This window comes from Alloalcanivorax mobilis (genome assembly GCF_002864685.1).
Taxonomy (GTDB): Bacteria; Pseudomonadota; Gammaproteobacteria; order Pseudomonadales; family Alcanivoracaceae; genus Alloalcanivorax; species Alloalcanivorax mobilis.
In genome coordinates this window covers 58,901-71,446 of sequence record NZ_NMQZ01000005.1, presented here as the reverse complement: position 1 = coordinate 71,446, position 12,546 = coordinate 58,901, and the positions used below count along the sequence as shown (strand labels likewise).

Annotated in this window: 12 protein-coding genes; 8 read left to right on the top strand and 4 right to left on the bottom strand. The window is 66.8% G+C overall.

Features of this window, described 5'->3' with window-relative positions:
- Positions 1-22: 22 nt before the first annotated feature.
- Positions 23-448, bottom strand: a complete 426-nt coding sequence (vapC, locus tag CGS25_RS04420; protein ID WP_089033574.1) for a type II toxin-antitoxin system tRNA(fMet)-specific endonuclease VapC — start codon at positions 446-448, stop codon at positions 23-25.
- Complete coding sequence (gene vapB, locus CGS25_RS04415; protein WP_456297905.1) at positions 448-753, bottom strand: type II toxin-antitoxin system VapB family antitoxin; 306 nt, start codon at positions 751-753, stop codon at positions 448-450. Before vapB ends, vapC begins: the two co-directional genes overlap by 1 nt.
- Before the next feature lie 267 nt (positions 754-1,020).
- On the opposite strand from vapB, the gene ilvD reads away from it, so the two are divergent.
- The 8 genes from ilvD to CGS25_RS04375 all read left to right on the top strand — a co-directional run bounded on the left by ilvD (position 1,021) and on the right by CGS25_RS04375 (position 10,225).
- Positions 1,021-2,868 (top strand): dihydroxy-acid dehydratase, encoded by a 1,848-nt coding sequence (gene ilvD / locus CGS25_RS04410; RefSeq protein ID WP_101674743.1) that lies wholly within the window; start codon positions 1,021-1,023, stop codon positions 2,866-2,868.
- Positions 2,869-2,888: 20 nt separating this feature from the next.
- Positions 2,889-4,214, top strand: a complete 1,326-nt coding sequence (locus CGS25_RS04405) for a DsbA family protein (RefSeq protein WP_101674706.1) — start codon at positions 2,889-2,891, stop codon at positions 4,212-4,214.
- A 90-nt stretch (positions 4,215-4,304) separates the two neighbouring features.
- Positions 4,305-4,691, top strand: coding sequence for an MAPEG family protein (locus CGS25_RS04400; RefSeq protein WP_089033578.1), 387 nt, complete (start codon positions 4,305-4,307; stop codon positions 4,689-4,691).
- Between the two features lie 139 nt (positions 4,692-4,830).
- A complete protein-coding gene (locus CGS25_RS04395; RefSeq protein ID WP_089033579.1) occupies positions 4,831-5,538 on the top strand; it encodes a class I SAM-dependent methyltransferase in 708 nt (235 codons plus the stop codon).
- 9 nt (positions 5,539-5,547) lie between these two features.
- Positions 5,548-6,576 carry a 2Fe-2S iron-sulfur cluster-binding protein gene (locus CGS25_RS04390; protein WP_101674705.1) on the top strand — a complete coding sequence of 343 codons (1,029 nt, stop codon included), beginning with the start codon at positions 5,548-5,550 and terminating at the stop codon, positions 6,574-6,576.
- A gap of 197 nt (positions 6,577-6,773) precedes the next feature.
- A complete protein-coding gene (locus CGS25_RS04385) occupies positions 6,774-8,069 on the top strand; it encodes a paraquat-inducible protein A (protein ID WP_089033582.1) in 1,296 nt (431 codons plus the stop codon).
- On the top strand, positions 8,038-9,684 hold the full coding sequence (gene pqiB / locus CGS25_RS04380; protein ID WP_089033583.1) for an intermembrane transport protein PqiB: 1,647 nt from the start codon (positions 8,038-8,040) through the stop codon (positions 9,682-9,684). The genes CGS25_RS04385 and pqiB overlap by 32 nt, the downstream gene beginning before the upstream one ends.
- The gene (locus tag CGS25_RS04375; RefSeq protein WP_101674704.1) at positions 9,677-10,225 is read left to right on the top strand and encodes a PqiC family protein; all 549 of its coding nucleotides are present in this window, start codon (positions 9,677-9,679) and stop codon (positions 10,223-10,225) included. The genes pqiB and CGS25_RS04375 overlap by 8 nt, the downstream gene beginning before the upstream one ends.
- Positions 10,226-10,263: 38 nt before the next feature.
- On the opposite strand, the gene CGS25_RS04370 is transcribed toward CGS25_RS04375, so the two are convergent.
- Both CGS25_RS04370 and CGS25_RS04365 read right to left on the bottom strand, forming a co-directional pair.
- The gene (locus CGS25_RS04370) at positions 10,264-11,502 is read right to left on the bottom strand and encodes a heme biosynthesis protein HemY (protein WP_089033585.1); all 1,239 of its coding nucleotides are present in this window, start codon (positions 11,500-11,502) and stop codon (positions 10,264-10,266) included.
- On the bottom strand, positions 11,499-12,473 hold the full coding sequence (locus CGS25_RS04365; RefSeq protein WP_101674703.1) for a uroporphyrinogen-III C-methyltransferase: 975 nt from the start codon (positions 12,471-12,473) through the stop codon (positions 11,499-11,501). Before CGS25_RS04365 ends, CGS25_RS04370 begins: the two co-directional genes overlap by 4 nt.
- Positions 12,474-12,546: the final 73 nt, after the last annotated feature.

The window sequence follows — 12,546 nt, the reverse complement described above, 5'->3', positions numbered from 1 at the left end:
GAACAGTGAGAAGCAGCGCCGATCAGGCGGATTCGCCGGCGCCGGGCTGAGACAACCAGTCCTCGATACGCAGGCCGGGCACCCGCTCGAACTCCCCCGTGTTGTGGGTCACCAGGATCAGGCCAAGGCTGCGCGCATGGCCGGCGATCATCTGATCGTAAGGGCCGATGGGCGTGCCCGCCCGCGCCAGTTCCGCCCGCAATTGGCCGGTGTGCATGGCGGCGCCGGGGTCGTAGTCGAGCACCGTCAGCCGGGCGGCGAACCCTTCCACCACGGCCAGGTTTTCCCGAGGCCGGGCGGAACGCTCGGTGCCATACATCAGCTCCATGAAGGTGACGCTGCTGATGCACAGTTGATCCTGACACTGTCTGAACGTCTCACGCACCGTCGAGGGCTTATTCTTGATGGTGAAGATGCAGATATTGGTATCCAGCATATACCTCAGCATCAAAACGCCTCGCGGTTTTGGTCTTCAGGCTGCAAGCGCTCCGCCATGAAATCCGGGCTGACAGCGGGGCCGTCAAACCAGCAATCCCAGGCCTCACCGGCCGGCGTGATGACACGGGCGCGGCCCACCGCGACAATCTCCACGTTCTTGACATCATCCGGGAACGCCACGGCCTTGGGCAGACGCACCGCCTGAGTCCGGTTGCTTTTGAATACGCTGGTCTTTTCCATGAGGCAGTCTCCGGGAAGGTAAGCCGACTCCCGGATTTTCAACCCCACGCGCGTATATGTCAAAGGGATATACATCACTTTCCTCCTGGCGGCATGACCGCTCAATACCCATTCCCCGGTGCACGCCGCCCGCTTTCCGACCTGGCGCCCGGCACCGCCTAAGCTTCGCTGCGTTCCCGTCCTCGTGATGGCAAGAAAAACATCTCAGCCTGGTGTCGTCTGTAGGACATTCCAGACAACTCGTGAAGGACATTGCCGATGCCCGCGTCGCGGTATTCCCCCTTCGCGGCCACGCTGCGCTACAATAACCGCCCCCGAACCCCCGGCAGCAGCGAGGTCGACATGCCCCAGTACCGCTCCCGCACCACCACCCATGGCCGCAACATGGCCGGCGCCCGGGCGCTTTGGCGCGCCACCGGCATGAAGGACGGCGATTTCGGCAAGCCGATCATCGCCATCGCCAACTCCTTCACCCAGTTCGTGCCCGGCCACGTGCATCTGAAGGACATGGGCCAACTGGTGGCCAGGGAAGTGGAAGCCGCGGGCGGCATCGCCAAGGAATTCAATACCATCGCGGTGGACGACGGCATCGCCATGGGCCACGACGGCATGCTCTATTCCCTGCCCAGCCGGGACATCATCGCCGATTCCGTGGAGTACATGGTCAATGCCCACTGCGCCGACGCGCTGGTGTGCATCTCCAACTGCGACAAGATCACCCCTGGCATGCTGATGGCCGCCATGCGCCTGAATATCCCGGTGATCTTTGTCTCCGGTGGGCCGATGGAAGCGGGCAAGACCAAGCTTTCCGAGCACAAGCTGGATCTGGTCGACGCCATGGTGATGGCGGTGGACGACAGCGTCGACGACGCCACCGTGGCCGAGGTGGAACGCTCCGCCTGCCCGACCTGCGGCTCCTGTTCGGGCATGTTCACCGCCAATTCCATGAACTGCCTGACCGAAGCGCTGGGTCTGTCGCTGCCGGGCAACGGCTCGCTGCTGGCCACCCACGCGGATCGCCGCGAGCTGTTCCTGGAAGCCGGCCGCCGCATCGTCGATCTCGCCAAGCTGTATTACGAGCAGGACATGGAGAGCGTGTTGCCACGCAACATCGCTTCGTTCAAGGCGTTCGAAAACGCCATGAGCCTGGACATCGCCATGGGCGGCTCCACCAACACCGTGCTGCATCTGCTGGCGGCGGCCCAGGAAGGCGGCGTGGACTTCACCATGGAGCACATCGACCGGCTCAGCCGCAAGGTGCCCTGCCTGTGCAAGGTGGCGCCGTCCACCCAGAAGTACCATATGGAGGATGTGCACCGCGCCGGCGGCGTGATGGGCATTCTCGGCGAGCTGAATCGCGCCGGCCTGCTGCATAACGACCTGCCGATGGTGCATTCGGCCACCGTGGCCGAGGCCCTGGAACACTATGACGTGACACTGACCCGCGACGAAGGGGTGAAGAAGATGTTCACCGCCGGCCCGGCGGGCATCCCCACGCAGACCGCCTTCAGCCAGGACACCCGCTGGGAGAGCCTGGATACCGACCGCGCCGAGGGCTGCATCCGCGATCTGCAACACGCCTACAGCCGTGACGGCGGCTTGGCGGTGCTGTACGGCAACATCGCCGAGCGCGGCTGCATCGTCAAAACCGCCGGCGTCGACGAGTCGATTCTCAAGTTCTCCGGCCGTGCCCGGGTGTTCGAATCCCAGGATTCCTCGGTGCGCGCCATTCTCGGCGACGAAATCCAGCCCGGCGATGTGGTGGTGATCCGCTACGAAGGCCCGAAAGGCGGCCCCGGCATGCAAGAGATGCTGTACCCCACCAGCTACCTGAAATCCAAAGGGCTGGGCAAGCAGTGCGCGCTGCTCACCGATGGCCGGTTCTCCGGCGGCACCTCCGGTTTGTCGATTGGCCACGCCTCCCCGGAGGCGGCGGAAGGCGGCGCCATCGCGCTGGTGCAGGAGGGTGATCGCATCGAGATCGACATTCCCAACCGCACCATCCAACTGGTGGTCAGCGACGAAGAGCTGGCCCAGCGCCGCGAAAAAATGGAAGGCCGCGGCAAACTGGCCTGGAAACCCAAGGAGATCCGCCCGCGCAACGTGTCCACCGCCCTTAGGGCCTACGCCGCGTTGACCACCAGCGCCGACCGGGGCGCGGTGCGCGATCTCAGCCAGATCGGCGGCTGAACGCCGCCCGGAGCCCAGGGATGAGCTTAAAACACGCGTTGATGCCGTTCGCCGCCGGGCTGATCACCAGCCCGGCCCGGCAGCGCTGGCGCCATCGGCTCGCCGATTGGCGCCGCCGCCTCGCCGGCCGCCCCCGCCAGGCGACCTTCTATTTTCGCCTGGACGATCCCTATTCCTGGCTGCTCGCCCAAGCGTTGCCCGCCTTCTCCAATCATTTCGCACTGGCGATCCGGCCACGCGTATTGCTCTACCTGGACCGGCAGATGTATCCCGAGCCGGAAATGCTTGAGCAGCTGGCGATCGAGGATGCCGCCCGGCTGGCCCGCTTTCATGGCCTGCGCTTCCCCGGCCACGCCCAGCGCCCCGACCCGCGGGCGTGCCTGGCGGCGACCCGTTGCCTGCTGCGTCACGAGGGCGACGAGCGTTTCTGGAGCCTGGCCCACGCCCTCGCCGGCGCCCTTTGGGAGGGCGATCACGAGCGCCTGGCCAACCTGATCGCCGAACACGGCCAACAGCCCGAGGATCAAGCCCGCCTGGCCCTGGAAGCACGCCGGGATCAGTTCATCGAGGACGGCCACTACCTGAGCGCCACCTTGCATTACCAGGGCGAGTGGTACTGGAGCCTGGAACGGCTCGACCACCTGGCACGGCAACTGGAGCATCAGGGCCTGGGCGGCGGCGCCTGGCCGCTGGATTACGGTGCCGCCAAGCGGCCGCGCCTCGACCGGCCACCGGCGGCGCCGGGCACCCGGCTGGTGCTGTATTTTTCGTTCCGCAGCCCCTATTCCTACCTGGCCTTGCAGCGCGCCTGCGCGCTGGCCGACCACTACCGGGTGGCGCTCGAATTCCGGCCGGTACTGCCCATGGTCATGCGTGGCCTGGCGGTGCCCCGCGCCAAGCGCTTCTATATTCTCACCGACGCCGCCCGCGAGGCCCGCCTGCACGGCGTGCCCTTCGGGCGGGTGTGCGATCCGGTCGGCCGAGGGGTGGAACGCTGCATGGCGTTGTGGCCGTTCGCCGAGAAAGAAGGGCGCCTGCGCGAATGGCTGCTGGCGGCGGCCACCGGCATCTGGAGCCAGGGCGTGGACGCGGCCAGCGACGCCGGCCTGAAACGGCTGGCGGAGAACGCCGGGCTGGACTGGAACCGGGCTCGCCGCTGGCTGGACGACGACCAGTGGCGCCAGCTCGCCCAAGCCAACCGTGACGCGATGATGGCCGCCGGCAGTTGGGGCGTGCCCACCTTCCAGATCGGCGACACCGCGCTCTGGGGTCAGGACCGGCTGGCACTGGTGGAACAGGCACTGCAAAACAGTGACCCGGCTCTGCCGGAGCGCCCCGCCGAATGACAGGACGGTCATTGAAACCTGGCGCCCGACGCCGGAAAGTACCCGCTGTTCACTATTCACTGTTCACCCTTAACGGTTCGCCGAGGTTTTATGACTCTTGCCTTCTGGTGCGTGCTGGTGGCCTTTCTGCTGCCCTACGCCTTTACCATGTTCGCCAAATTCCAGGGCGGCTTCGGCCCCCGCGAAAACCATAACCCCCGGGAGTTTCTCGATACCCTGGCCGGCGCGCGCAAGCGGGCGCACTGGGCCCAGCAAAACAGTTTCGAGGTCACGCCGGCCTTCGCGGCGGCGGTGATCATTGCCCAGATCGCCCACACCGCGCCCCAGAACACCCTCAATGGCATCGCCGTGGCGTTTGTTTGCAGCCGCATTCTCTATGGCATCTGCTACATCGGCGATTGGGCCAGCGCGCGCTCCCTGGTGTGGTTTTTCGGCATCGGCTGTATCATTGCGCTCTTCGTCGGTACCGGCGCCTGACCCGCGGGCATGAAACCGGCTTGCGACGCGCCCCGCGAAGCACGCAAGGCGTTATTCCAGGCGCCCTGGTGTAAAATGGCGCCAGACCCGACCGTCGCGCCGGCTCACCCGCCGCCGGACCAAGAACTAAAGGACCGTTATGTCAGCGAACGAATCCACCAACGCTTTCCTGGAAAAAGCCTGGAACGAGAAAGGCCCGAAGGTGATCAGCGGCTTCTCCAGGCCGATCTATCACAACCTGATGGGCCTGCTGAACGGCCGCCGGTATGACAAGCGCGCCTACGGCGGCATGATCCGTCACACCGAGGCGGGCATGCTCACCCAATGGGCCAGTCAGGTTCCCGCCGGTGGCGTGATCGTTGAGATCGGTTGCTACGGCGGCCTGTCCACCAGCTATCTGCTGCGCGGCCTGAAACGCAAGGGCGGCAAGATCTACGCCATCGACCCGTTCAACTCCGATCTGGAAAAGCAGGAAGAGCTGAGCGACGACTGCGTGCCGCTGGAGAACAAGCCCACCAAATCACTGGTGGAAGAGCGTCTGCGCCGCAACGGTTTCGAGGGCATGTTCGAATTGATCGAAGGCTACTCCCAGGAAGCCGCGCACGCCTGGAACCCGGAAGTGAAAATCGATTTCCTGTGGATCGACGGCAACCACGAGCAGGCCTATCAGGATTTCAAGGATTTCCAACCCCACCTGAACGCCGGCGCCCGCGTGGCGGTGCACGATGCTCACCCCCGCTACGGTTATGAAGCGGTGGTCGGCGACGTGAAGAAGATCTTCGCCGAAGGTGCCTGGGCGGACCTGGAGCACGTTAAGAGCATCATCACCGGCCGCAAGGTAGGCTGACCCGCCCCGGTGCCCCATCGCCTTACCATCAATGGGCGGCACAGCTTGATATGCGCGCCCGACACCACCATTCTTCAGACCGCCCGGGAGGCCGGTTTCGGCTTCCCGCACGCGTGCCGCAATGGGGTTTGCGAGCGTTGCCAGGGCACCCTGGTGGCGGGCGCCGTGCGTTACCTGCGGCCGGATCCCTTGACCGGCTCCAGTGTCATCCACGCCGGCCAGACCCGGGCGGACCGGGTACTGTATTGCGTGGCCATTCCGATCAGCGATTGCGAGATCGACGTGCCAGAGATTACCGCGCCGGGTGAACTGCCCGTGCACCGCGCCACCTGCCAGATCATCGGCCAGGACGCCCTCAACCACGACGTCAGCCGGATTTGGCTGCGCCTGCCCGCCGGCAAAGCGATCCGCTGGCACGCCGGTCAGTACCTGTCGCTGGAGCTGGAACACGGCAGCTATCCGTTTTCCATCGCCAACGCCCCCGGTGGCCGTGACATCGAGCTGCACGTGCGCCACGGCGAAGAAAACGACACCGCCCGGCGCATCATGGCCGAGCTCGGCGAACGCGGCACCGTGGCCGTGACCCTGCCCGCCGGCGGACGGTTTATCGACCAGCCGCCCGCGCGACCGATCTGGTTTATCTGTGGTTCCACCGGCTTCGCCCCGGTGAAAGCCATGATCGAACGGCTGATCGAACTGGGCCACCCACACCCGGTGCGTCTGTTCTGGGGCGCCCGCGTGGAAGCCGACCTCTATCTGCCCGAGCTGCCCGGCCAGTGGCAACACCAACTGCCGGACTTCCACGCCGTCACCGCGCTCTCCGACATCAGCCGCCCCGGCCACGCCCACGGCCTGGTCCACGAAGCCGCCCTGGAAGCGCTCGCCGAACCACACGCCCCCCTGTTTTACATCGGCGGCTCCCCGGCCATGGCCTGGGCGGTGTTCGATGCCCTGCGCGACGAGGGCGTCCCGGCGGAGAATATCCACTCCGACGCTTTCGACTACGCGCCGCGAGAGGCGCCGGACGCCGGACGCTAGACGCCGGACGCTTTAACCCGGGCGCCAAAAGGCGCGGCGTGTTTTCCGCAACGCCCTGGCAGAAACCACGCCAAGGGGCTCAGCAACGGGTTTAGCGTCCGACATCAGACGTCCGACGTCCGACATCAGCCCCCCAGCGTCTAGCGTCTAGCGCCGCCGATCGGCACAATAAACCCTCGCTTGCCACCGGCCCGCCCATGGACGACGTCGCGTCAAACTCACCAGCTCAATCCGCCGACATTCTGCTGCCCTGCCGGGAATGCGACCTGGTGGTGGCGGTGCCGGAGCCGGAACCGGGCCAGTGGTTACGTTGCCCGCGCTGCGCCCATCCGCTGGCCCGCTATACCCCCCACGACCAGACCAGCCCGGCGCTGGCGGTGACCGCGCTGATCATGCTGGCGCTGGCGCTGGCGTTTCCTTACATCCGCTTTGAGAAAAGCGGCGTCAGCGACAGCATGGGGTTACTGGACGCGGCCACCCAGTTGGCCGCGTTCCACGACCCACTGCTGGGCATCATTGTGTTCACCACCATCGTGGTGTTGCCGGGCTGCTTTCTGGTCGCCTTGTTGTGGGTGCACCTGAGTCTGAGTGGCCGCCACCGGCTGCCCGGTACGGCACTGCTGGTGCGCTCACTGCCGCGCTGGCAACCGTGGATGATGGCGGACGTCTTCGCCATCGCCGCGCTGATCAGCCTGATCAAGATCGCCGGCATGGCGCAGATTGGCCTTGAACCCGGCTTCTGGGCGTTCTCCGGTTTCGCCCTCGCCCTGCTGTTCACCGTGCAGCGTTTTCACCCGTTGGCGTTGTGGGCGCGGTTAGCCGGCCCGCCGGCGCCACCGGAAGGCGCCCGCGCCGGCGAGACCGCCGCCGGCCAGGGGCTGGTGGGCTGCGAACAGTGCGGCCATTTGCAGGCCCGCCAGGCCGGCCGCGCCTGCCAGCGCTGCGGGGCGCGTTTGCACCGCCGCCATCCGCACAGTCTGCAACGCACCACCGCCCTGCTGGTGGCCGCGATCCTGTGCTGTTTCCCGGCGCATTTATTGCCGATCATGGTCACCACCAGCCTCGGTAACACCCAGCCCTCGACCATCATCTCCGGGGTATTGCAGTTTATTGGCCATGGCGATTGGCCCATTGCGCTGGTGATCTTCGTGGCCAGTGTTCTGATACCCTTCGGCAAAATCATGGCGTTGGGCTGGCTGTGCCTGGCCAGCCGCCAGAACCGGCAACTGGACATGGCCGCGCAAATGCGCCTGTATCGGATCACCGAGTGGGTCGGGCGCTGGTCGATGATCGACGTGTTCGTGGTCGCCATCGTGGTGGCGCTGGTGCGGCTGGGCAATCTGCTTTCCATCCAGCCGGGCCCGGGTGGCCTGGCCTTCGCCGGCGTGGTGGTGCTCACCATGCTGGCGGCAATGAGTTTCGACCCCCGGTTGATCTGGGACCAACAACAACGGCGGAATCATGACCCAACCCTCTTCCCGCGCTCTCACTGAGCGGCTGCCGCGCCTGTCACCGGTGTGGCTGATTCCGCTCGCCGCGTTGCTGATCGGCCTGTGGCTGGTGTTCGATCACTTGTCCGGCCAGGGTCCCACGGTGACCCTGCGCCTCAAGGACGCGGAGGGCATCCAGGCCGGCAAGACCGCGATTAAAACCCGCAGCGTGCAGGTCGGGCAGGTGGAGTCGGTGACGCTTTCCGATGATCTGACCCACGCCATCGTCACCGCCCGCCTGCAAGCCGGCGGCGATCGCATGCTCAACCAGGATTCCAAATTCTGGGTGGTGAAGCCGCGCATCGGCCGCGAGGGCATCAGTGGCCTGGGCACGGTGCTCTCCGGCGCCTACATCGAGTTGCAGCCGGGCAAAAGCAAGGAAGAGAAGCGCAAGTTCGCCGTTGAGGATCAACCGCCGGTCACCGAGGCCGGCGCGCGCGGCCTGTACCTGAACCTGGACAGCGAGCCGGGCAACAGCGTCAGCACCGGCGACCCGGTCACCTATCGCAACCTCACCGTGGGCCGGGTGGTGAACACCGAGTTCGACGCCGCCAGCCAGCACATCGAACACCGCATCTTCATCGAAAAGCCCTACGACGTGCTGGTCACCGACACCACCCGCTTCTGGAGCGTCTCCGGGGTCGGCTTCGAACTGGATGCGCAGGGCTTTCGCGTCAATCTGCAATCGCTGGAAACCCTGCTCGGCGGCGGCGTCGCCTTTGGCGTGCCGGACGCCGGCGTGGCCCCCGGTGATCCGATCGCCAACGATGCGCGGTTCACCCTCTATGCCGACCAGGAATCTGCCCGGCGTGGTTTGTTCGATCAATACATCGAATACGTGATGATGGTCGAGGAAACGGTGCGCGGCCTGCGTCGCGGCGCGCCGGTGGAATACCGAGGCGTGCGCGTGGGCACCGTCGAGCAGGTGCCCTGGCATTTCACCGCCGACCAGCCCGACACCTTGACGCGTTTCGCCATTCCGGTATTGATCCGCATCGAACCGCAACGCGTCACGGAAACCACCGAACCGCTGCTCGACGACTGGCAACAACGGCTGGACCGCATGTTCAAACACGGCCTGCGCGCCACGCTGCAGTCGGCCAACCTGCTCACCGGTGCGCTGTTCGTGGACCTCAACTTCCACGACGACGCCGATGACTATGTGGCCCGGCGCTTCCAGAACGTGCCGGTGTTCCCCACCGCCCAGGGCGGTCTGGCGCAACTGGAAGGTCAGATCACCCAATTGATGAACACCCTCAACAGCCTGCCCCTGGAGCAGATCGCCAATAAACTGGATCGCAACCTGGCCGCCTCCGAAACGACCCTGCGCCAGTTCGGCGACGCCGCCGAGCGCCTGGAAGCAGTGCTCGGCGACCCGGCCACCGCGCAATTGCCGGCGCGCCTGGAGCAAACGCTCAACGCCTTGCAGCAAACCCTGGGTGGCGTGGCGCCCGGCTCCCAGGGCTACGGGCAGCTCTCCGACACGCTGAAGCGGTTGGAGCGCCTGATCCGCGACGCCGAGCCGCTGGTGCGCACCCTGCGCGACAAACCCAATGCGCTGATCTTCGACCGCGATCACGACGCCGACCCCCTGCCGAAGGCCCAAGCCGATGAGTAACGTCCACCACCCCGCCGCCCTCGTCGTTCTGTTGAGCCTGGCTCTGGGCGGCTGCCTGTCCAGTCCGGTGCCGGCGGAGCATCAATACCTGTTGCCCGGCGCGGGCCAGGCCGCCGCGCCTGGCAGCCTGCCACGGGTCGAGCTGCGGCTGGCCAGCTACCTGGACCAGGATGGCGTAATGGTGCAGACCGGGCCGGTGGAGGTGCACGCCGCCCGTCAGCATCGCTGGGCCGACCCGCTGCCCGAGCAATTGCGGCGCGCCCTGGCGGTGCACCTGGCCGGGCAGGGGCTGCCGGCGTCGGGCCGCCTGGTGGTGGAGGTGGTGCGTTTTCAGGGCAGCGGCGATGGCCAGGCCCAGGTGCAGGGAAGCTGGTGGTACCGCGACGGCACCGGCCACGAGAGCGGTGAGCGGTTTCAAGTGCAGCGACCGCTCAAGCAGGATGGCTATCAGGAGTTGGTCACACAACTGGACGCGGCCTGGGCTGACGTCGCACGGCAAATCGCCCGCCGCGTGGCCGCCAGCAACGGCTCAGGAAGCTAAGGAACCTCTGAACCCCCCCTGGCGGGCGGCGGCCCCGATCATCGACTGGCGGTGGCGTTATCCGGCAGCGGCAGCGCCGGCAGGGTGCCATCCAGATCGCGCACCCGGCGTTCCAGGGTAGCGGCCGCCTTGCTGTGATCGCCCAGCGCCAGATACAGGCGCGATAATTCCGCCAGGGCGGTGGCGCTCTGGCTGGAGTTGGCGGCGGCCTCGAAAAAGCTCTGCGCCTTGCCCCACAGGCGGGCTTTCAGGGCCACCCGGCCGGCGGTGACCAGCACCGCGGCATTGCCGGGGCGCTCCACCAGCCACTGCTCCAACCGCTGCAGCAGCTCATCGGCGGAGCGGTCATCGATGGCTTCCAATACCGGCGGCAGGCGGTCGTCCCAGTCGCGGGCCAGCTGCTCGCGCACCAGGGTCAGGGCGGTGCGGCCATCGCCAAGCTGGGCCACAAAGCCGGCGTAACGGGCCACCATGGCCGGGTCCTGTTTCAACGCCGTGGGCACGCTCTTCCACAGTTGTTGCAGCTCGCCCAGGCGCTGGCCGGCGTCGTTGAACCCCGGCTTCTGCGCGGTCTCCTGCACCCGTGCCAGCCAGGCCCGCCGCTCCCGACGCACCACCGCGGCGTCACCCAGGTGGCGGCGCAATACCGGCAGCAATTCGCACAGCTCGCGCCAATGCCGCTGGCGCTCCAGCACGTCCGCGTACAGCGCCAGAATGCGCCGGTTGCGCGGCGCCTGCTCGACCAGCTTTTTCAGCACCACGCGCGCTTCGTCCGGGCGGCCATCCTCCAGCGCGAAGCGCGCCCGCATCAAACCACTGACGCGCTCGCCACGGCGCTCACCGGCGGCCTCCATCAGGTAGCCTTCCAGTGCTTCCCGGTCACCGCGCTCGTGGGCGCACTCGGCGGCCAGCAACCAGGCCGCCAGCGGCCAGTCACCGTGCTCACCGGCGGCGCCCAGCATGCGCTCGGCCTTGTCCAGATCACCATCCAGCAGATGGATAAAGCCCGCCTTGAGCCGGCGCAACGCGCGGCGGCGGCGGAAACGGCGGGTGGCGCGCACCGGCTCGGCCAGGTTCCAGGCCAGATTGCCGAGCAGGGTCAATACCACCAGGGCCACCGCCAGCACCAGGGCCAGCAGTACAGTGAACCCCAGGGTGGTCTCCATGCGCCAGCTGTCACGGATCACCAGCACATAACCGGAGTCAGCGGCCATCCAGCGTCCCAGCGCGGTGGCGGCCAGCAGCGCCACCACGATCAGCAGCAGGGCCTTTTTCATTGGCCGGCCTCCTTGCGCTTGAGCTCGCGAACCGCCGCCAGCCCGGCGCCGATTTCCGGCAACGCCTGGCGCACGTCGCTGCTGTTCAGTTCATCAATGGCGCTGCGCATCTGCCGCACCCGGCCCTGATCCGCCGGGAACCACTGGGTGAGCGTGCCGCGCACCTGGGCCAGGGCCTGTTCATAGGCGTCGGCGCGCCCCTGCATCAGCGCCAGTTGCGCTTGCTGCAGGCTCGCGTCCAGGGTCAAACGCACCAGAGAGGCCTGGGTGTCGGTCAGCGGCAAGGGCACTTTGTCGTCGTAGTGACGCACGTTGACCGGCAGATGGCCGAGTATTCTGTGCCACCAGGACGGGGCGCCCTGGCCTTCGGCGCCGCTGTCGCTTTGCGGCGGATTGGCGCGCGCTGGCACCGCCAGCTCCGGCACCAGCGCCTGCAAGGCACCAAGGCGCAACACCATGGCCTGGACATCCACCTGCAGCGCGCCGCTGAGTTTTTCCATGTCCACCGCCAGGGCGCGGCGGGCGGGCAGCGCCTGGGGGTCGTCCAGCCGTGCCAGGGTATCGTCGGCGGCTTTGAGCAGGCGCCGGGCGGCGGCGGCGTCACCGGTGAGCAGCAGCCGCTGGCTGGCCAGGCTGGCCAGGGATTCCGCCTCGTTGATCAGCCACAGCCGCTGGCCACCCTGCTTCATGTCGGTCATCGCGGCGCGCCCTTCGGCGAGGCTCGCCTCGAAACGGTCCTGTTGATCGCGTAGCGTGGCCATCGCCGAGGCCTGGCGGCGCTGTTGATCCTCCAGAGTCTCGCGCAGGCTGGACACCTCGCGGCTCAAGCCAGCGCGGTCGCTCTCCAGGCGCAGCCACTGCTGCCAGCCCCACCAGCCGGCCACGGCCAGGGCAGCAACCACGATAATCACGATCAAGATCGGCCAGAGGCTCACGCCCCGCTGGCGGGAAAGGTGGCTTTGCGGCGTCATGGAGTCTCCTTTTTTGTTTCTCCGCGCCTCGCCAGGCGCCCGTCGTTCCCATCGGTGAGGCACAGGATACTTG